We start from the raw sequence: 19,721 nt of genomic DNA, 5'->3' as shown, positions 1-19,721 counted from the left end.
GAGCCTGTAAATTATTTTGTGTAAGTTCCATTTTTTATAAATGATCTTTTAATCGATCATCGAACTGAATCGTAAACCAATTCATTGCTAAACGCCAATTTTGAATTGGCATCGTCCATTTCTTCGCAGCATTTGATGTTGCTAAGTAAATGACCTTCTTTACTGAGTCATCAGATGAAAAGATTTTCCTTTTCTTCGTTGAATGGCGTATTACGCTATTCAACGACTCAATCGCATTTGTTGTATAAATTGCATGACGTATTTCGGCTGGATAGCTAAAGATCGTTCGGATATTTTCCCAATTGGCCCGCCAGGATTCTCCAATTTTGGGATACTGGTGATTCCATTGATCACAGAAGATGTCTAGGGATTTTAAAGCATTTTCCTCTGTACTTGCCTGATAAATCGCTTTCAGACCCGACGTAACAGCTTTGTAGTCTTTCCAGCTTACAAATCTCAGGCTATTGCGTACAACATGCACGATACACAGTTGAATATCAGTATGAGGGTAAACAGAGGCTATCGCGTCAGGGAAGCCTTTTAATCCATCTACACAGGCAACAAGAATGTCCTGTACTCCTCGATTTTTTAGCTCTGTCATGACTGACAGCCAGAATTTGGCACCTTCTGTCTGAGCAATCCACATACCCAGTAATTCTTTTTGCCCATCCATATTGATGCCTAAAGCAAGGTATACGGACTTGTTAATCACATTGGAGTGCTGACGGACTTTGACAACAATACAGTCAAGATAGACAACAGGATAAAGGCTATCTAAGGCTCTATTTTGCCACTCAGTCACTTGCTCAATCACAGCATCGGTAACTTTGCTGATGAGAGATGCTGACACATCGGCATCGTACATTTCTTTGAAGAAGGCTACAATTTCCCTATTAGTCATTCCTTTTGCATACAGTGAGAGGATTTGGTCATCCATACTGGTGATGCGTGTTTGGTGCTTTTTGATAATTTGTGGCTCAAATGAACCTTCTCGATCACGGGGAATATCTAAAGCCAGTTGTCCATCTTGAGTTGTAATGGTTTTAGAACTAAACCCATTACGGCTATTTGAGCCTTTCTTGGGCTGATGCTTTTCATAACCGAGATGGTCTGAAAGTTCAGTATTGAGTGCAGTTTCAATCATGAATTTTTTAAAGACTGCTGTCATTTGGTTTAAGTCTTCTGGTGTTTTTAGACCTTTAGCCAATTCGGCAGCCATACTTTTGATTGTTGCTTCATCCATGTGAAGTACCTTTTGTAATTATCCTCTGAAGGATAAATGAAAATTAAGTACTTACACAAAATTTAGAACAGTCCCTCATTCGAGTCTAGACAAAATGACACCAAATGAGTTTTACTATGATCAGCTACCCCAACAAAACAAGGTGGCTTAACTAGAGCGGAATATCACTTATAAATACGCTTTTAGTTGTTCAAACATGTGGGACCACCTCTAAAAGAACAGAATTAAAGAAACATCTAGTAATTTCTATAACTTATAGATTGTTAATTCTGTGCTATCTATTATTTTTAGAAATAAATGTCCCTAACATAATCATAGAGGTACTAACTCCCCCTATTACTAAACTCATGAGTATTATTTCTATACTTAATATCTCTGTCCAATGGCTATGGTCACTCCACGGAATATATATGCCATGTCCAAATAAAAAATTTATAGTGCATAAAATAAGGAAGCTAATGAGAGTGGATATTATCAAGGTAACTATAAGATTTTTCCAAACCTCCTTATTTTTAGAAAGAGTTATTACTTTAATCGTTATACTCTGTAAATAAATATCGTAGATTTCAGCTCTAAAAATTTGATTTATTTAACAATATTTTAGTATTTGGCGTATTTTGCCAGTGAATATTATTTGATTAGTACACAAAATAGTGAACAGAAACTAGCTGTGGTTTCTTGTTGGCTTTCAAAGATCTTTAGTTTATAAGCCCACCTCACTTTCCTTGAGTGGGCTTTTTTTATGCTATTGCTTCGCTCGGCAAATATTTTTTAAACAAAAAAATGATAAAGAAGCCTTTTAGATACATCTTTTAAACATTTTGATTCATATTGCATTTATAATAAATATGCTAACTAGTTGTTCCATTCCCTCAGAGGTTAGTAAAAACTATTGTTTCAGCATGAAATAATGATTTGGCCCACTTCTGTGGGTTTTTTAATGCCTTAAAACGCTCTCGTTTGCCCTCTAAGGTCTTTTTCATTTCATATTTTTTACAATTATCATTAGTCAAGAAATGGATCAGATATGAAGTTAACGCGCTTAAATGGTTTAATCACTTATAATTGATTCATGAATCCTTTGTTTTTCCTTGTCATTTTCTATCTTAACGGCTAAGGCTAATACAATTATCATTGTGATGAGACAGATTATTTTGATCTTCATTTTTCTGCCTCCACTTAGAAATAACTTAATGAATATTAGCATTTTAACTCGATACTTTGAAGTATGATTAAGCCTTGTTTCAAAGTCGAGTTATTTTGCGAGGCGGTGATCTCATTAGTAATGATAAAAAATAAGTAAAGTACCACTCACCTGATATTTTTTAGGGTCGATTAGGCACCAGTCATAGGTTTTTTCTTTAATGTTATTCGGTTCAAATAAGTACACAGCTTTTTAGTCATAATTCTGATTAATATTTTTCCATTACACTCTTTGATTTGTAGCGGATATTTTTAAGTATAGTCATATCAACTCTATGTTCGTCTAGTTCATCTTTGCTTGGTACATACAGGAATATTGCCAAAAAGAACACCATAAGAGAGCTTGTAATCAGAGAAAAGGTAGGGGCAAAATTTTAATGCCAGTTGATCGCTCGTAGATACTCGCTCGGTTCGGCACTGTTGCAAATAGGGATCTGAGTCGATGATTTTCCCTTCAAAAAAGCTTAGAGACCGAAAACTTTATTTACTAGCCAAACTTCTCCTAGAATATTACCGTTATAAAATAATGAAGCTTGTGCTTTGCGTAGAGCACGCATAACCTCAATACCTTTAATTGTGGCATAAGCCGTTTTCATAGACTTGAATCCCAACGTAGCCTTGATGATCCGTTTAAGCTTGCCATGATCACATTCAATCACGTTATTCTTGTATTTAATCTGTCGATGCTCCAGATCTTCAGGACACTTTCCTTCGTGTTTTAGTCGCGACAAAGCACGGCCATAGGTATGAGGCTTATCAGTGTTTATGACTCGTGGAATCTGCCATTTTTTGACATGATTCAAAATCTTACCAAGAAAACAATAAGCTGAATGGGTATTTCGTCTAGCAGAAAGATAGAAATCAAGAGTATGGCCACGTTGGTCAACTGCTCGGTATAGATATGCCCATTTGCCATTCACTTTTACGTAAGTTTCATCCAGATGCCATAAATGTCGATCTTTAGGATTACGCCAATACCAACGTAAACGTTTTTCCATTTCAGGAGCATAACGCTGAACCCAACGATAAATCGTGGTGTAATCGACATTTACTCCCCGTTCAGCGAGCATTTCCTGAAGTTCACGATAGCTGATGCCATATTTACAGTACCAACGGACGGCCCAAAGAATGATTTCGCCCTGAAAATGACGACCATGGAAAGCATTCATCTGCTGATCCTTTAGCTAAAAGAGTATTTAGCTTACCATCAGCAGCTATTTGCAACAGTGCCACAATTGCCAATAAAGGGACAATCAACAAGTCTTCAAACAGCAGAATCGAGACAATTTTTTGTCCGCGTGGTTGAGCAATGTCTCCACGATCTCCCAAAAGTTGCATTACAATTGCAGTCGAGGTGAGTACAAAGCCTGCAGCACACACAAAACTCACTTGCCAAGAATAGCCATAGACCAAGCCTACAGCCGTTAGCCCCAATGAACAGGCACTAATTTGTAATGTACCTAATCCAAAAATTTCTTTTCTTAAACTCCATAAATACGATGGACGCATTTCTAGTCCAATCACAAACAGATACATCACAATACCAAGCTCAGCGATATGCAGAATAGACGCAGAATCGTAGAAAAATGCCAGTCCAAATGGACCAATAATTAATCCTGCAATTAAATATCCCAATACCGAGTTTAATCCTAGGCGCTTGATTAAGGGGACTGCGATCACTGCAGCCGTGAGCAATATGACAGGGGATAGAAGGCTGATTGAAACGTACCGGGTTTGTCGGAGACTTTTTTATTTAAGTTAGGCCACCTGACCTAACGGGTTAATCTTATCATAGTACATTGCTTCAAACTCAAAAGGCGATACATAACCCAGTGCACTGTGTACACGCTTTTTATTGAACCAATCTACCCAGTTTAGTGTCGCAAGTTGTACATCTGCTAAACCTTGCCAAACTGCTTTTAGATATTCAATCACCTATGTTTTGTATAAGCCATTCACCGTTTCAGCCAAAGCATTATCGTATGAATCGCCTGTCGTACCGACTGATGCTCGTAAATTTGCTGCTTCTAAACGATTGGTATAGCGAATGGAAAGATATTGCACACCTCTGTCGGAATGATGAATCACATTCTTTGGCATGCCTCGATCATGCAATGCTTGCTCCAATGCATCGAGCACCATATCTGTATTCATCCGTGTAGATACTTTCCATCCAACAATTGCTCGTGAAAACACATCAATAATAAAGGCGGTATAGACCCAGCCTGAATGAGTTTGAATATACGTAAAGTCACCGACCCATAGTTGGTTTGGATGATCAGCACTAAAATTACGTTTCACTAAATCATCTGCCCGTTTTTGGTCATCTCGGCTACGGGTAGTTTGTTTATTCTTACCACGCCAAACACCTTGTATACCTAGCTTCTGCATCAATCGAGCAACTGTACAACGTGCAATCACATAGCCTTCACGTTTCAGTTGTTGCCAGACCTTACGCACACCGTATCGACCTGAACTTTCTTTCCAAATTCGCTTGATCTCCTCAGCATGATGCAAGTCATGTAAATCTCGTTTCGCTCGATGTTCTGGATTTACTGTGAGATCTAAAGTCCGGTAATAGGTTGAAGGTGCGATCGGTAAAATTCTACAAATCGCCTCGACTCCGTACAGCTCTTTATTATTATGGATAAAATCCACCATTATTTGTGTGGGCGGTCGAGCTCCGCCTGGGCGAAAAAAGCGGCTGCTTTACGTAGAATCTCATTGGCGCGTTGCAGTTCTTTATTTTCGCGTTCGAGTTGTTTGATACGTTCTCGGTCTGAAAGCTGCTGTACTTTAACTGGATTTTGTTTATCTAAATATTTTTGATACCAAACACGTAGTGTTTCAGGACTACAACCTATCTTGGGAGCAATAGCGGTGATCGCAGCCCAATTCGATGGATAATCTTTTTCAGATTCAATCAATAATTGAACCGCTCTTTCTCTGATTTCAGGGGTATATTTTAATTTTGTCATCGGGATAGTCTCTCAGAATATTGACTCTCCGACAAACCCGGTACCGTTCACTACGTTGAAAAGTGATATGTGCTGAAAAAAACAGGAGAAATTGTTACTTATGTTTGGGGTAAAAGAGATATAGCTATAGTCCAACGACTAAAGGAAAAGTTGAAACAGTTAAGTATTCACTATACCCGAATTTCAAGTAATCAATGGGATAGTTTTATCACTGCATTTAAAGACTGTCAGCAAAGTATTGGTAAGTTTTTCACTATAGGTATTGAGGGAAATAATTGCAAAATAAGGTATCGGATTAGATGTGTTAGTTCAGTATTGAGTGTGGCTTTAGCAAGAATACGGATATTAATGCTTCTCGCAATATTCTAGCGGTAGGACATACCACTTTGTCTGTGGAGGAAAGATGCGGTAAAGTTCGCTTTGTGAAGCAGAAAGCATGCCTAAATCCGTGAGGAAGTCGCCTAAGAGCTTTTGCTTTTAAAATCCCTGAGAAACATGTTTCGTAAAGAGTTAGTTGAAAGTGGGGGGAGTATGTTAGAAGTTTAATTTTATAAGCTATTGTAAAGATTCGGAAAGTTAATTATAGCATCCAGTTGCAGAGCCAATAGTGACTTCATTTAATCTCAGCATACTTTTTGAAACACTACCTAAATTTTTAAGGTTTATAAAAAATATTGTTCTTTTTTATACTATGGGGTACTATAGTATCAATGCTAGCAAATAAGGAGGTCTGATGCCTAATCAGGTCGAAGACAAAAAAAAGATTCTTCTACGCGTCAGAAAGATCAAAGGTCAGACACAAGCGATTGAAAAAGCGCTAGAAGACAATGTGGAATGTGGTGCGATTCTGCAACAAATATGCTCTGTGCGTGGTGCTATTAATGGTCTAATGAATGAGATGTTAGAGGTTCATTTAAAGGACACTTTAGTATCAGGTGAAACCACAGAACAACAACGAAAAGAAGAATTGGCTGAAATCGCCAAGATTCTAAAATCATATTTAAAATAGATCTGTATAAGGAATTATTCCATGAAGTCACGTGCTGCCGTTGCGTTTGGTCCTGGTCAACCTCTTCAAATTGTTGAAGTTGATGTTGCACCACCGAAGAAAGGTGAAGTATTAATCAAGATTTCCCATACCGGTGTGTGTCATACAGACGCATTTACTTTATCTGGCGATGATCCTGAAGGCGTTTTTCCGGCTATTCTCGGGCATGAAGGTGCTGGTGTCGTAGTTGAGGTTGGTGAAGGCGTGACTAGCGTCAAACCAGGTGATCATGTAATTCCACTTTACACCGCTGAATGTGGCGAGTGCCTATTCTGTAAATCTGGAAAATCGAACTTGTGTATTTCCGTTCGAGAAACTCAAGGTAGAGGCGTAATGCCAGATGGCACGACTCGTTTTTCCTACAATGGTCAACCGATTTACCACTATATGGGCTGCTCAACGTTCAGTGAATACACGGTAGTGGCAGAAGTATCATTGGCTAAAATCAATCCTGAAGCCAATCACGAACATGTCTGCTTACTAGGTTGTGGTGTAACAACGGGTATCGGTGCAGTACACAACACGGCTAAAGTACAAGAAGGTGATAGTGTTGCGGTCTTTGGTTTAGGTGGTATTGGTCTAGCAGTCGTACAAGCCGCACGTCAAGCTAAAGCAGGACGTATTATTGTGGTTGACATGAATCCAGATAAATTTGTGCTGGCAAAAGAGTTTGGCGCAACGGACTTCTTGAACCCTAAAGACTACGATAAACCAATCCAGCAAGTCATTGTCGAAATGACTGGTTGGGGTGTAGATCATTCATTTGAATGTATTGGCAACGTGAATGTAATGCGTGCAGCCCTTGAAAGTGCACACCGTGGCTGGGGACAATCTGTAATTATTGGTGTAGCTGGCGCAGGTCAAGAAATCTCTACCCGTCCATTCCAACTGGTTACTGGTCGTAAATGGCTAGGTTCTGCGTTTGGTGGCGTAAAAGGTCGTACGCAACTTCCAGGAATGGTTGAAGATGCCATGAAAGGTAAAATTCAATTAGAACCATTTGTGACACATACGATGGGCTTGGATCAGATCAATGAAGCCTTTGATCTAATGCATGAAGGTAAGTCAATTCGTACTGTAATTCATTACGAATAATTCCGTCAGACCTTATAGTTTTCCATGCATGTGCATCATGAATGACATGCATGGAATCCTCTAAAACGGCACATTATCTGTAAAACCCATCTATCTGTGTAGGCATCGTGTATAGGTTCAACAAACCTGCCTACATTTTAAATCTTAATCACTATTCTCTGTGGAGAATGACAGACTCTTTGTTTACTCGATTTCTCATGAAGTCTTGCTCAACATAGGTAATTGATTATGGAAATAATTGAGAAACATGCTTCTTTTGGTGGATCGCAAGAAGTGTATTGCCATCAGTCAACAGCATTAAACTGTTCAATGAAATTCTCAATATATCTGCCACCTCATGACAAAGATGAGCGGTTGCCAGTTTTATATTGGTTATCAGGGCTGACTTGCAACGAACAGAACTTTATTACTAAAGCCGGAGCACAAAAGTATGCGGCTGAACATAAAGTCATTATTGTTGCACCAGATACCAGCCCACGTGGAGAAGATGTACCAGATCATGCAGATTATGATTTAGGCCAAGGTGCAGGATTCTATGTGAATGCAACACAAGCACCCTGGTCACAGCATTTCAAAATGTATGATTATATTGTGGAAGAGCTCAGAAATCTGATTGACCTGAATTTTCCGACCAACCAAGTCCAAAGCATTATGGGGCATAGCATGGGTGGTCATGGTGCATTAGTCATTGGGTTAAAAAACCCTGAGCTGTATAAAAGTATTTCTGCTTTTGCACCAATTGTTGCACCTAGCCAAGTACCTTGGGGGAAAAAGGCTTTCACACACTACCTAGGTGAAAACGAAACTTTATGGAAAAGCTATGATGCGATTGAATTAATCAAAAACGCGGAAGTTCATTTACCTATTTTAGTCGATCAGGGAACAGCTGATGATTTTCTTGAAGAACAGTTAAGACCTAAGCTGCTTAGTGATATTTGTTTGGAACAAGAATATCCTCTTACACTTAACCTAAGAGAAGGGTATGACCATAGCTATTACTTCATTGCGAGCTTTATAGAGAAACATATAGAGTTTCACAGCAAATTCCTAGCAAAAAAACTTTCATAGATATGAGGATATACATGTTGTTCTTGAATGCTTCTTGAGCAATATAATCTCCAGATGAAGAGGTCAGCTTATAAATCTAAGGTAGAGTCAATTGATCCTTATATAACTAAGATTGAATTTAATCATCTCATATCTTGATTTTTGATTCAAATGTTAATGATATTAACTTGAATAAATTCATAGCATTATGTCGAAATAAAAATCTAAATTTTGGCTCAGCTATGGGAAATTTTTTTAACTTTTATACAACAAAACTTTCTGACATGCATACATTAGCAATGTCAGAATCAGTTTGAATTCTAATCAATTGTGGAGTTTTAGTCATGCTTAAAACAGCTTTATATGTGCGTCTTGAAGCTAAACCGGGTAAAGAAGAAGAAGTGGAAGCTTTCCTTAAAGCCGGTTTACCTATTGTAATGGAAGAACCTGCGACCGTTGCGTGGTTTGGCCTACGTCTTGGACCTACAACATTTGGTATTTTTGATGCATTTCCTGATGAGGCGGGTCGCCAAGCGCATTTATCTGGCAAGGTTGCAGCTGCTTTGATGGCTCAGGCCGAAGAGCTATTTTCAGAGCCACCGTCTATTGAAAAAGTAGATGTTTTGGCGAGTAAACTACCAGCTTAAACCGACGCTTAAATGTATGAGTGTGCTGCCTGAAATTTTGAATGAAAGGCAGCACTTCAACACTGTGAGGTTTGTCAGAGGCTTTTTATTCAAGTTGGGCTACTTTATTTATTGGCTTAATCTCATCGTTTACATGGGTCAATATCCAAAACAGGGTAAATAAACGAATGAATCCACATGCCTTATATTGAACCAATCTATCTAATTTAGCGCTGCATTTGTACATCTGCTAAACCTTGCCAATCTGCTTTTAAAATATTTAATCATTGCTATTTTCTATGAGCCATTCACTGTTTCAGCCAATGCGTTCACGACCATGTCAATAGTCATACGTGTTGATATCTTCCATCCAACAATCGCTCGTGAAAATACATCAATAATAAAAGTGGTATAGAACAAGCCTGAATTTGTTTAAGCATCACTCAAGTTGGCAAGCTGAAATAATTTTTTTAAAAAAATAGACGACTGGTCTATTTTTATGTACAGTTAGCACATGGTGTAGGCAAAAGCCACAGTATTGTCCAATTTTTTAAAGTTTATTTGATGAATAACGGTGGCTTTTCAAATCAATTAGCTGATCATCCTAGGATAAAAATATGCTGAATTTTAACTTTTATAATCCGACCCGCATTATTTTTGGTGGCGATACAATAGCTGAAATCAATGACTATGTGCCTACAGAAGCAAAAGTGTTAATGTTATTTGGTGGTGAAAGTGCACGTAAGAATGGTACTTTAGCTGAAGTGCGTGAAGCATTAGGTGCAAGAGAAATTCATGAATTTGGCGGAATTGAGCCGAATCCGAGTTATGAAACCCTCATGAAAGCTGTAGAGCTGATTCGAGAACAAAAGATTGATTTCTTGATGGCTGTCGGTGGTGGATCGGTAATTGATGGTACTAAATTTATTGCAGCAGCAGTCAATTATACAGGGGATACATGGGAGATTTTAGAAACCCATGGTACTAAAATTACTCAAGCTTTGCCTTTTGCGAGTGTACTCACCCTTCCGGCAACTGGTTCAGAAATGAATAGCGGTGGTGTAGTAACCAGAAAATCGACCCAAGCCAAATTGTCATTTAGCAGTCCCTATGTTTTTCCGCAATTTTCCGTACTAGATCCGAATAAAAGCTTTAGCTTGCCGACGCGCCAGTTGGCTAATGGCGTGGTGGATGCATTTGTTCATGTCATTGAACAGTACTTAACTTACCCTGTGAATGCACAAGTACAAGATCGTTTTGCCGAAGGTCTATTGCAAACTCTGATTGAGATTGGACCGAAAATCTTGGAAGATTCAGCAGATTATGACACGCGTGCGAATTTGATGTGGTCTGCTAGCATGGCACTGAATGGGCTGATTGGAGCTGGTGTACCACAAGATTGGTCAACCCATTTGATTGGACATGAGCTCACGGCTTTACATGGTATTGATCATGCTCGTACCTTGGCCATTGTGTTGCCGGCCAATCTACAAGTGCGTCGTCAAGAGAAGCGAGAAAAATTACTACAGTATGCAGCTCGTGTCTGGCAGATTGTCGAAGGTGATGAAGAACAACGTATTGATACGGCTATTGCTCGTACTCGAGCCTTCTTTGAGCAACTTGGATTGCCGACTCGTCTTAGCGATTATGGACTGGGGGAGACAGATATTGAGATCATCATTACGCAACTTAAATCACACAATCTGACACGGCTAGGCGAACACAAAAATGTTTCATTAGAGATCAGTCGCCAAATTCTTGCGACGAGCATCTAAATAAGCTATCTGGCATGCTCACGCCACACAGCAAGTGATCATGCAACAATGCTCCTCAATCATGAAAATTATCGGAGAAATAACATGAAAATTTTAGTCGTTTTAACCTCACATGATCAACTTGGCAATACTGGTAAGAAAACAGGTTTCTGGCTAGAAGAACTTGCTGCACCGTATTACACCTTTATTGACTCTGGTGCTGAAGTTACGCTGGCGTCGCCTCAAGGTGGGCAGCCACCACTAGATCCTAAAAGTAATTTAGCCGATGCGCAAACTGAAGCCACTCATCGTTTTGAAGCTGATCCAACTGCAATGCAAGCATTGGCACAGACGCATAAACTTAGCGAAATTTCTGTAGCTGATTATGATGCGGTGTTTTATCCAGGCGGGCATGGTCCATTGTGGGATTTAGCAGAAGATCCGATTTCAATTTCTCTGATTGAACAGGCGATTCAGTCTGGCAAACCTGTTGCAGCAGTGTGTCATGCCCCAGGTGTTCTTCGTCATGTGAAAGCGAGTAATGGAGCGCCTTTAGTCAGCGGTAAATTAGTCACTGGTTTTAGCAATACTGAGGAGGCTGCTGTAGGCTTGACTGAAATTGTACCATTTTTAGTCGAAGACATTCTTAAAGAAAATGGTGGTCATTATTCTAAAGTAGATGATTGGCAAGTACATGTTCAAGTAGATGGCTTGCTGGTTACTGGACAAAATCCAGCCTCTTCTGCTGCAACTGCTACAGCATTACTTCAATTGTTGAAATAAAGAGTAGCTAGCGTCTGTTGTGGTGCTTAGCAGTGAATAACTTCTGACTCTGAGCAACGGGTGCAATAAGCAAAATAACCCTCACTTAATGGTGGAGGGTCTGAGTTAATAGCTTTCTTTCCTTTATTTTTCTATATACAGGAAGGAAGGGTATTTTTTAATTTAGATCAATTAAGTCATGATTATTTGGATACAATGAAATGAAAGACAGCATACTTTTTCAAAACTTAAGCTTAGGCCCTTATGTTTTGCGAAACCGTATTGTATTGCCACCATTAACGCGGTCGCGCAGTACTCAGCCAGGGAATATTCCAAATGAACTGATGGCAACCTATTATCAACAGCGTGCCGGGGCAGGATTTATGGTCACCGAAGGTACGCAAATCGAGCCACGTGGTCAAGGCTATGCTTGGACTCCCGGTATTTACAGCCCTGAACAGATTGCTGGATGGCGTAAAGTGACTGAAGCAGTGCATGCTAAAGGAGGCATTATTTTTGCACAACTTTGGCATGTTGGGCGTGTTTCACATACATCTTTGCAACCCGATCATGCATCACCGGTCGCGCCTTCGGCTATTAGGGCTGATAGTAATGTTAAAGTCTTTATTGAGACCGGGCCCAATGCAGGGGCCTTGGCTGATCCTTCAATGCCACGTGCTTTAAGCAATGCAGAAGTTAAAGAATTAGTGCAACTCTATGCTCAAGCTGCACGCAATGCCTTGGCTGCTGGTTTTGATGGAGTTGAAATTCATTGTGCAAATGGTTATTTGGTAAATCAATTTATCTCTGCACATAGTAACCACCGTGAAGATGAATATGGTGGATCACTAAACAATCGTTTGCGTTTTTTACGTGAAGTAGTAGAGGCAGTTGCTGAGGTGGTTGGTGCAGATCGTTTAGGAGTGCGTTTTGCCCCGCTATTTGAAAGTACAGAGGAAGATCGTGTTTACATGGGGTTGGTTGAAGATGATCCACATGTGACTTATATTGAAGCCATAAAAATACTTGAAGAAGTTGGGATTGCCTATTTATCGATTGCAGAAGCTGATTGGGATAATGCACCAGAACTTCCTCATGATTTTCGTAAAGATGTCAGAGACACTTTCAGTGGTCGGATTATTTATGCAGGTCGATATACGGCAGAAAGAGGGACTCGAATTTTAGAGGCAGGGCTGGCCGATTTAATTGCATTTGGACGCCCATTTATTGCGAATCCAGATTTACCCGATCGCATCGCCAATGGGTGGCCATTGAATGCAGTAGATGCAAGTACTATGTATGGTGGGACGGAAAAAGGCTATATTGATTATCCAGCTTACGCAGATTAATATTGACTTAATGAGTTATTTTGCCAACCTTTGTGGTTGGCAAAATAACGACTTAGGATTGCTGTTGCCAGCATAAATTCTTCTTAAAACAAATTCTTAAAATTTTTTAGCTGTGTAATGAGCCAACCTGCCAGTGGGAAAGAAATCAGTTGCGTTACTGGCACTAATACTATGACTTCAATCAACACCATCATCGGGAAACTTTGATGCTCAGTAATTGGCTTTAATAAAGTGAGTACCAGTAATAGTGTGGGATATAAGCCTAAATATCCGACTAAAATACGAGTCATGAGGGCTTTAGGAGGAGAATTCATTGTGCGCTATACTCATGATTGTTAATTGATCTAATAGCAACACAATAATAGGTAATCATTGGACTGCTATCATGAATTATTAATTATGTAGTTGATATTTAATTTAATTTTTATGAATCTTCACTTTTTAATAGAAATTTAGTTGCTCTCAGAGCTTGATGTAATGGTGTTTTATCTTTTTGCAACTTACTCAGTAATGCTGCACCTAACCACATTTGGTAAAGTACTTGTGCCAAAGTCGAGGCCTCAGTATCTGCTTGGATAGATTGATCCTGTTTACCCAAATCAATTAAACCAGCAATACGTTGGATTACATCATCCACGCCAGCGGACATAATGGAGCGCATATCTTCAGATAGATCGGCAACTTCTGCGGCAAGTTTCACAATTAAACAACTATCCGCCCAACCACACTGTGTTTCAGGATCTTCTATCCATAAATTAAAATACTCAATCAGCTTTTGATAAGGAGATTTATCGCTACGCCATACATCATTTAAACGAACTTGGTAATTATCCACATAATGCTGTACCAATTCACATCCGAAAGCTTCCTTGGATTGGAAATAATGATAAAACGAGCCTTTGGGGATCTCACAGCTCTGTAAAATTTCCTGTAATCCTACACCAGTAAAACCTTTATGCAAAATCAGGTCTGAACTGGTGTTAAGAATGTGTAAGCGCTTCGCTTCAGACTTTTTAATAGGATTAGGCTTCATATTAATTATTTACTCTATTACAAAAAATAGACCAGTCGTATTGTTTTTTATTATAACTCCTCTACAATGGATGTAAAGAAATTTTAATCATAATTTTTGATTGTGAAGGGAAGTAATTCTAAATAAAACATGGAGTTATGTGTGTGAAAACAGTTATTAATCAACGCATCGTTTTAGCTAAACGGCCAGTGGGTGAGCCAAAACACAGCGATTTTCGTATTGAACAAGTTGAGCTCAATGAACTTAAACAAGGCGAGATATTGTTAAAAACCATTTACTTGTCACTCGATCCTTATATGCGTGGTCGCATGAGCGATGCTCCTTCATATGCAGCACCGGTTGAAATTGGCGAAGTGATGGTCGGTGGAACAGTCAGTCAAGTAGTGGCCTCTAAAAACCCAAAATTCAAAGAAGGCGAGTGGGTTTTTTCAGGAAATGGCTGGCAGGGCTACGCAATTTCTAATGGGACTGCATGTCAAAGCTTAGGTATGCAACCTGAACATCCATCTTGGGCATTGGGTATTTTGGGAATGCCAGGATTTACTGCTTATATGGGGTTGTTGGACATTGGTCAGCCTAAAGCCGGTGAAACTTTAGTCGTTGCAGCTGCAACGGGACCTGTTGGTGCTACGGTTGGACAGATTGGCAAACTTAAAGGTTGTCGCGTGGTTGGCGTCGCAGGTGGGCCTGAAAAATGCCGTTATGCAGTAGAAGAACTCGGCTTCGACGCTTGTATCAATCATCATGATGAAAATTTTGCAGAACAATTACAACAAGCAGTTCCGAACGGTATTGATATTTATTATGAGAATGTAGGGGGTAAAGTGTTTGATGCGGTATGGCCATTGCTTAACTCTGCGGCACGTGTACCGGTGTGTGGTGTGGTTTCCCAGTATAACGCTACCGAGCAAGTACAAGGGCTAGACCGTTTACCGGGCTTTATTTCCACCCTTTTAAAAAAGCGTATTCGCATGCAAGGCTTTATTATTTTTGATGATTATGGCAGTCAGTATCCGGAATTCTATCAGCAAATGTTTGAATGGTTGAAAGACGGAAAAATCAAATATAAAGAGCATATGGTGCAAGGTTTAGATAACACGATCAATGCTTTCAATGGTATGTTGAAAGGCGAAAACTTTGGCAAAGTGGTTGTAAAAATTTAAAAAAATAGGAATTATCATGATTAAACTACATCATTTAGATCAATCACGTTCTTTTCGCATTTTGTGGTTACTTGAAGAAATCAAGCAGCCCTATGAGCTGAAACGCTATTATCGTGACTCAAGCACGCATTTGGCCCCTGAATCTTTAAAAACCATCCATCCTTTAGGGAAATCTCCAGTATTGGAATGGGATGGCAAAGTTATTGCAGAGTCAGGCGCAATCGTTGAGTTATTAATTCAGAAACTTGCGCCGCATTTAGCACCAGATATGGATGAATCTACTTATGTCGATTATCTACAGTGGATTCATTTCTCAGAAAGCTCTGCCATGCTGCCATTTTTGTTAAAAACGTTTAATGCGATAGAAACCAAGCAAGGTACGAAGTTGGTATTTCTAGAAAATTATACTCAAGTTGAGTTCGATAAGGTATTTGGCCATTTAAATGAATATTTAAAAGATAAAGAATTTCTAGTGGCAGACCGTTTAACCGGTGCTGACTTTATGATGGGCTTTGGACTACATGCTTTAGTTTATCATATGGGACAAGGTGAAAATTATCCCCATATCCAACGTTATGTAGCAGGTTTAAGCCAACTACCTAGCTGGCAAGTCGCAGTACAAATTGAACAAAATGGTGTGAAAAGTCAAAAATAGCAAAATTGTTTTTTTAACGCAATTGAGAAAAAGAATCATGATTGACAAGTACATATGATTATAAAATAACCTGACACTTATTTAAAGTAAACGCCTAATGAATTTCATCGGGCGTTCTCTATTTTAAAGATAAGGAATTACCATTATTTAAGACAAGTTTCGCCTATTCTTTCACTGCAAATTCCTATCAAAAGAGCTTGAATATCACGACGGTTACGTTGAAAGATATAATCAACTTTTGAAAGAAAAGTGACTAACGCACAGCAATATTAAATTATTCCTTGGGGTATTAAACAAGTAATCTATATCATTTTAATAACATAAACACATATGCGTAAAAATCACGCCCCGCTTAACTGGCAATAGTTTTTGAACCCTCGTATAAAAGCTTAAAAGAATCTAGCAAGTCTTTATTTAATGTTAATACTCATCCAGTATTGAGGTTTTTTATCTTTTCTTGCCTGTGATCTAGGTTGTAATACTCTAATTTCATACTCACCTGAAGCAGGTAAAATATAAATACCATTATCATCAAGCTCTGGAGAATATTCTCCAATATTGATGGAGTCTTTTAATTGATTACCCCGTAAGTAAGCTTCAACATTTCCTCCAGTCAACTTCACTTTTAACTTTTGCCCTTTTTTAGCATAAAATTTGTAGGAATCATACTTGTATCCCTCTATCCTTCCGTAATAATTTGCAGAGTAAGCTTTTTTTGCAAACTTAACTACAACAGTCTTTCGTATATCATTGTTATCATTTGCAAGTACGGCTGGGCTAAGCATAGTTAAAGTTAGGGCCATAAAAGCACCAGCTAGTAATTTCGTATTCGCTATTTTCATAAGGTTACCTTAATTCTTGTATCGCCCCTGACATAGTAACATAAGTAATAAGTAACCATGAATCATGGAACAGAACTGTGAATAGTCATAACATAGAGTTGCACTTCAAATGCTAATTTAAGACTTGCGAAATCAATGGTTAATTAATTGGTCACTAAGGAATAGCCAATCTAGATATAAAGTTTATTTAACAAATACTTATAAAAATATATGATGCGTATCATACGCATCATATATAAAGCGTTCTATTTTGATATAATTGATCCAATCAACCCCTTATTAGGTTTCATTTAAATTCCATGAGTCTTACTGATATTAAAGTTCGCCAAGCTCATTGCAAGGAAAAAACCTGTTTTTTATCCGATGAAGATGGGCTTAGCCTGAAGATTGAGCCGAGTGGAAGAAAATCTTGGTGCTATCGCTATACAGATCCACAAACTAAAAAACGTCGACGCATTCAGTTAGGTCTTTATCCTGATTTATCGCTGAAAAAGGCACGACAAGTCAGAGATGACTTTAAAGACAATAATTTCTGTTTTGAACATGATACTGCCTCTAATCTTATCACCTTTGGTAAGGTCGGGGAGGAGTGGTTACAGTTCAAACTGAAGAATGCCTTCAACGATCTACCCCGCTGTGGTGTACTACAGTTAGCAGAAAGATGCTTACAGCAAGATATTTATCCAGACCTTCAGGATTTACCTTTTCAAAACATCAAGCGCTATGACCTGGTTTCAGTAATCAAAAAAATAGAGGGACGCCAAGTAAAAGAACCTGTCAAAAAAGCTTGTAGTTATTTGAACCAAATTTATGACTACGCTGTAGCGATGGGTTATTGTGAGTTCAACATCGCTCATGGTTTAAATAAAATCACCATTAACAGCAAAATCAAGAAAAATTATCCGTATTTGAAAGCGGAGGAAATATCTGATTTTAAGAATAAATTACAAAAATTGGATGCCCATCCCATTATTAAAAAAGCACTGATGTTCAAATTACATACTGGCGTGAGAGGGGCCGAATTGTTATTGGCTGAGCCTCATCATTTTGATTTAAATGAAAAAATCTGGAAAATACCTGCCTTGCATATTAAACAGTTTCGACGAAAAGTTATATTAGGCCATGAGATTCCAGATTTTTTAGTTCCACTTTCAAATCAGGCTTTAGAGATTTTGAAAGACGTCATGCAGTGGTCATACGGTGAAAAATACCTTTTTGCTAGCCCTCGCAAACACAATCAACCGATTCATTTTAATACTCTAAATATGGCCATACGTAAGATGGGGTATGGCAAACATCAACTATCTTCTCATGGATTACGTTCTACTTTTAGTACCATTTTGAATGACTCAGGTTTGTTCCAAGATAATTGGATTGAGGCACAACTTTCACATATTGATAAGAACCGTACCCGTGCCAGCTATAATCACGCTGACTATTTAGCTCAACGGACTGAAATGATGCAGTGGTGGGGTGATTATTTAAGTACTAGTAAGTGAAAATCGTACTTTTATACATAAACTTAAAACATGATGGGGTGTTAAATGGATAGTAAACAATATACTTACCGTGTTAAATGGTCAGCTGAAGATAATGGGTATGTTGGAGCCTGTAAATTATTTTGTGTAAGTTCCATTTTTTATAAATGATCTTTTAATCGATCATCGAACTGAATCGTAAACCAATTCATTGCTAAACGCCAATTTTGAATTGGCATCGTCCATTTCTTCGCAGCATTTGATGTTGCTAAGTAAATGACCTTCTTTACTGAGTCATCAGATGAAAAGATTTTCCTTTTCTTCGTTGAATGGCGTATTACGCTATTCAACGACTCAATCGCATTTGTTGTATAAATTGCATGACGTATTTCGGCTGGATAGCTAAAGATCGTTCGGATATTTTCCCAATTGGCCCGCCAGGATTCTCCAATTTTGGGATACTGGTGATTCCATTGATCACAGAAGATGTCTAGGGATTTTAAAGCATTTTCCTCTGTACTTGCCTGATAAATCGCTTTCAGACCCGACGTAACAGCTTTGTAGTCTTTCCAGCTTACAAATCTCAGGCTATTGCGTACAACATGCACGATACACAGTTGAATATCAGTATGAGGGTAAACAGAGGCTATCGCGTCAGGGAAGCCTTTTAATCCATCTACACAGGCAACAAGAATGTCCTGTACTCCTCGATTTTTTAGCTCTGTCATGACTGACAGCCAGAATTTGGCACCTTCTGTCTGAGCAATCCACATACCCAGTAATTCTTTTTGCCCATCCATATTGATGCCTAAAGCAAGGTATACGGACTTGTTAATCACATTGGAGTGCTGACGGACTTTGACAACAATACAGTCAAGATAGACAACAGGATAAAGGCTATCTAAGGCTCTATTTTGCCACTCAGTCACTTGCTCAATCACAGCATCGGTAACTTTGCTGATGAGAGATGCTGACACATCGGCATCGTACATTTCTTTGAAGAAGGCTACAATTTCCCTATTAGTCATTCCTTTTGCATACAGTGAGAGGATTTGGTCATCCATACTGGTGATGCGTGTTTGGTGCTTTTTGATAATTTGTGGCTCAAATGAACCTTCTCGATCACGGGGAATATCTAAAGCCAGTTGTCCATCTTGAGTTGTAATGGTTTTAGAACTAAACCCATTACGGCTATTTGAGCCTTTCTTGGGCTGATGCTTTTCATAACCGAGATGGTCTGAAAGTTCAGTATTGAGTGCAGTTTCAATCATGAATTTTTTAAAGACTGCTGTCATTTGGTTTAAGTCTTCTGGTGTTTTTAGACCTTTAGCCAATTCGGCAGCCATACTTTTGATTGTTGCTTCATCCATGTGAAGTACCTTTTGTAATTATCCTCTGAAGGATAAATGAAAATTAAGTACTTACACAAAATTTAGAACAGTCCC

17 protein-coding genes, 4 pseudogenes and 1 other annotated feature are annotated in these 19,721 nt (G+C 38.8%); of the genes and pseudogenes, 12 read left to right on the top strand and 9 right to left on the bottom strand.

Annotated features, from left to right (window positions below; all coding sequences use genetic code 11):
- Positions 1 to 34: 34 nt before the first annotated feature.
- From MKL62_RS01400 to MKL62_RS01385, 4 genes and pseudogenes are all read right to left on the bottom strand, one after another.
- The gene (locus MKL62_RS01400; RefSeq protein WP_000343018.1) at positions 35 to 1,243 is read right to left on the bottom strand and encodes an IS256-like element ISAba26 family transposase; all 1,209 of its coding nucleotides are present in this window, start codon (positions 1,241 to 1,243) and stop codon (positions 35 to 37) included.
- 1,667 nt (positions 1,244 to 2,910) lie between these two features.
- Positions 2,911 to 3,615, bottom strand: coding sequence for an IS6 family transposase (locus MKL62_RS01395; protein ID WP_025464939.1), 705 nt, complete (start codon positions 3,613 to 3,615; stop codon positions 2,911 to 2,913).
- Positions 3,548 to 4,165 carry a cation:proton antiporter domain-containing protein gene (locus MKL62_RS01390; protein WP_079263707.1) on the bottom strand — a complete coding sequence of 206 codons (618 nt, stop codon included), beginning with the start codon at positions 4,163 to 4,165 and terminating at the stop codon, positions 3,548 to 3,550. Before MKL62_RS01390 ends, MKL62_RS01395 begins: the two co-directional genes overlap by 68 nt.
- 39 nt (positions 4,166 to 4,204) lie before the next feature.
- Positions 4,205 to 5,424 (bottom strand): annotated as a pseudogene (locus MKL62_RS01385) (IS3 family transposase).
- Positions 5,033 to 5,149 (bottom strand) — a sequence feature (AL1L pseudoknot). (Overlaps the previous pseudogene by 117 nt.)
- 75 nt (positions 5,425 to 5,499) lie before the next feature.
- Between MKL62_RS01385 and MKL62_RS01380 the strand changes: the two are divergent.
- From MKL62_RS01380 to MKL62_RS01360, 6 genes and pseudogenes are all read left to right on the top strand, one after another.
- A pseudogene (locus tag MKL62_RS01380) lies at positions 5,500 to 5,724 on the top strand (IS1 family transposase); the annotation flags it as partial.
- Positions 5,725 to 5,738: 14 nt separating this feature from the next.
- Positions 5,739 to 5,889 (top strand): annotated as a pseudogene (locus MKL62_RS19625) (RNA-guided endonuclease InsQ/TnpB family protein); the annotation flags it as partial.
- Between the two features lie 268 nt (positions 5,890 to 6,157).
- A complete protein-coding gene (locus MKL62_RS01375) occupies positions 6,158 to 6,433 on the top strand; it encodes a metal/formaldehyde-sensitive transcriptional repressor (RefSeq protein WP_001133624.1) in 276 nt (91 codons plus the stop codon).
- Between the two features lie 21 nt (positions 6,434 to 6,454).
- Positions 6,455 to 7,567, top strand: coding sequence for an S-(hydroxymethyl)glutathione dehydrogenase/class III alcohol dehydrogenase (locus tag MKL62_RS01370; RefSeq protein ID WP_000842147.1), 1,113 nt, complete (start codon positions 6,455 to 6,457; stop codon positions 7,565 to 7,567).
- 228 nt (positions 7,568 to 7,795) lie between these two features.
- Complete coding sequence (gene fghA, locus MKL62_RS01365) at positions 7,796 to 8,635, top strand: S-formylglutathione hydrolase (RefSeq protein WP_000402508.1); 840 nt, start codon at positions 7,796 to 7,798, stop codon at positions 8,633 to 8,635.
- A gap of 323 nt (positions 8,636 to 8,958) precedes the next feature.
- Complete coding sequence (locus tag MKL62_RS01360; RefSeq protein ID WP_000920559.1) at positions 8,959 to 9,261, top strand: putative quinol monooxygenase; 303 nt, start codon at positions 8,959 to 8,961, stop codon at positions 9,259 to 9,261.
- A gap of 85 nt (positions 9,262 to 9,346) precedes the next feature.
- Here the strand turns inward: MKL62_RS01360 and MKL62_RS01355 are convergent.
- A pseudogene (locus MKL62_RS01355) lies at positions 9,347 to 9,672 on the bottom strand (IS3 family transposase); the annotation flags it as partial.
- Positions 9,673 to 9,857: 185 nt separating this feature from the next.
- On the opposite strand from MKL62_RS01355, the gene MKL62_RS01350 reads away from it, so the two are divergent.
- From MKL62_RS01350 to MKL62_RS01340, 3 genes are all read left to right on the top strand, one after another.
- Complete coding sequence (locus MKL62_RS01350; RefSeq protein ID WP_000931662.1) at positions 9,858 to 11,015, top strand: iron-containing alcohol dehydrogenase; 1,158 nt, start codon at positions 9,858 to 9,860, stop codon at positions 11,013 to 11,015.
- A gap of 84 nt (positions 11,016 to 11,099) precedes the next feature.
- Complete coding sequence (locus MKL62_RS01345) at positions 11,100 to 11,777, top strand: type 1 glutamine amidotransferase domain-containing protein (RefSeq protein ID WP_033847074.1); 678 nt, start codon at positions 11,100 to 11,102, stop codon at positions 11,775 to 11,777.
- A gap of 200 nt (positions 11,778 to 11,977) precedes the next feature.
- On the top strand, positions 11,978 to 13,105 hold the full coding sequence (locus MKL62_RS01340; RefSeq protein WP_033847073.1) for an alkene reductase: 1,128 nt from the start codon (positions 11,978 to 11,980) through the stop codon (positions 13,103 to 13,105).
- Between the two features lie 83 nt (positions 13,106 to 13,188).
- Here MKL62_RS01340 and MKL62_RS01335 read toward each other — a convergent pair whose 3' ends face one another.
- Entirely contained in the window at positions 13,189 to 13,419 is a 231-nt protein-coding gene (locus MKL62_RS01335) for a hypothetical protein (protein ID WP_001087955.1), read from the bottom strand.
- Between the two features lie 110 nt (positions 13,420 to 13,529).
- On the bottom strand, positions 13,530 to 14,138 hold the full coding sequence (locus MKL62_RS01330) for a TetR/AcrR family transcriptional regulator (RefSeq protein WP_000804055.1): 609 nt from the start codon (positions 14,136 to 14,138) through the stop codon (positions 13,530 to 13,532).
- 143 nt (positions 14,139 to 14,281) lie between these two features.
- Here MKL62_RS01330 and MKL62_RS01325 point away from each other — a divergent pair, with 143 nt between their 5' ends.
- Entirely contained in the window at positions 14,282 to 15,301 is a 1,020-nt protein-coding gene (locus MKL62_RS01325; protein ID WP_000859511.1) for an NADPH-dependent curcumin/dihydrocurcumin reductase, read from the top strand.
- Between the two features lie 16 nt (positions 15,302 to 15,317).
- Entirely contained in the window at positions 15,318 to 15,956 is a 639-nt protein-coding gene (locus MKL62_RS01320; protein ID WP_000593330.1) for a glutathione S-transferase family protein, read from the top strand.
- A gap of 410 nt (positions 15,957 to 16,366) precedes the next feature.
- Here the strand turns inward: MKL62_RS01320 and MKL62_RS01315 are convergent, their stop codons facing one another.
- The gene (locus tag MKL62_RS01315; protein ID WP_000684950.1) at positions 16,367 to 16,798 is read right to left on the bottom strand and encodes a PPC domain-containing protein; all 432 of its coding nucleotides are present in this window, start codon (positions 16,796 to 16,798) and stop codon (positions 16,367 to 16,369) included.
- 299 nt (positions 16,799 to 17,097) lie between these two features.
- Here MKL62_RS01315 and MKL62_RS01310 point away from each other — a divergent pair, with 299 nt between their 5' ends.
- Positions 17,098 to 18,297, top strand: a complete 1,200-nt coding sequence (locus MKL62_RS01310) for a tyrosine-type recombinase/integrase (RefSeq protein ID WP_000059636.1) — start codon at positions 17,098 to 17,100, stop codon at positions 18,295 to 18,297.
- A 140-nt stretch (positions 18,298 to 18,437) separates the two neighbouring features.
- Here the strand turns inward: MKL62_RS01310 and MKL62_RS01305 are convergent, their stop codons facing one another.
- Positions 18,438 to 19,646: an IS256-like element ISAba26 family transposase gene (locus tag MKL62_RS01305; protein WP_000343018.1), complete on the bottom strand. Its 1,209-nt coding sequence runs from the start codon at positions 19,644 to 19,646 to the stop codon at positions 18,438 to 18,440.
- Positions 19,647 to 19,721 lie beyond the last annotated feature (75 nt).

The organism is Acinetobacter sp. AOR01_HL (assembly GCF_027855455.1).
GTDB lineage: Bacteria > Pseudomonadota > Gammaproteobacteria > Pseudomonadales > Moraxellaceae > Acinetobacter > Acinetobacter baumannii.
This window is presented reverse-complemented; position numbering and strand designations above follow the sequence as displayed.

Excerpts from the sequence above, each read along its gene's own strand:
- MKL62_RS01400 (WP_000343018.1), bottom strand. The coding sequence starts at position 1,243 with ATGGATGAAGCAACAATCAAAAGTATGGCTGCCGAATTGGCTAAAGGT.
- MKL62_RS01395 (WP_025464939.1), bottom strand. The coding sequence starts at position 3,615 with ATGAATGCTTTCCATGGTCGTCATTTTCAGGGCGAAATCATTCTTTGG.
- MKL62_RS01375 (WP_001133624.1), top strand. The coding sequence starts at position 6,158 with ATGCCTAATCAGGTCGAAGACAAAAAAAAGATTCTTCTACGCGTCAGA.
- MKL62_RS01370 (WP_000842147.1), top strand. The coding sequence starts at position 6,455 with ATGAAGTCACGTGCTGCCGTTGCGTTTGGTCCTGGTCAACCTCTTCAA.
- fghA (WP_000402508.1), top strand. The coding sequence starts at position 7,796 with ATGGAAATAATTGAGAAACATGCTTCTTTTGGTGGATCGCAAGAAGTG.
- MKL62_RS01360 (WP_000920559.1), top strand. The coding sequence starts at position 8,959 with ATGCTTAAAACAGCTTTATATGTGCGTCTTGAAGCTAAACCGGGTAAA.
- MKL62_RS01350 (WP_000931662.1), top strand. The coding sequence starts at position 9,858 with ATGCTGAATTTTAACTTTTATAATCCGACCCGCATTATTTTTGGTGGC.
- MKL62_RS01345 (WP_033847074.1), top strand. The coding sequence starts at position 11,100 with ATGAAAATTTTAGTCGTTTTAACCTCACATGATCAACTTGGCAATACT.
- MKL62_RS01340 (WP_033847073.1), top strand. The coding sequence starts at position 11,978 with ATGAAAGACAGCATACTTTTTCAAAACTTAAGCTTAGGCCCTTATGTT.
- MKL62_RS01335 (WP_001087955.1), bottom strand. The coding sequence starts at position 13,419 with ATGAATTCTCCTCCTAAAGCCCTCATGACTCGTATTTTAGTCGGATAT.
- MKL62_RS01330 (WP_000804055.1), bottom strand. The coding sequence starts at position 14,138 with ATGAAGCCTAATCCTATTAAAAAGTCTGAAGCGAAGCGCTTACACATT.
- MKL62_RS01320 (WP_000593330.1), top strand. The coding sequence starts at position 15,318 with ATGATTAAACTACATCATTTAGATCAATCACGTTCTTTTCGCATTTTG.
- MKL62_RS01315 (WP_000684950.1), bottom strand. The coding sequence starts at position 16,798 with ATGAAAATAGCGAATACGAAATTACTAGCTGGTGCTTTTATGGCCCTA.
- MKL62_RS01310 (WP_000059636.1), top strand. The coding sequence starts at position 17,098 with ATGAGTCTTACTGATATTAAAGTTCGCCAAGCTCATTGCAAGGAAAAA.
- MKL62_RS01305 (WP_000343018.1), bottom strand. The coding sequence starts at position 19,646 with ATGGATGAAGCAACAATCAAAAGTATGGCTGCCGAATTGGCTAAAGGT.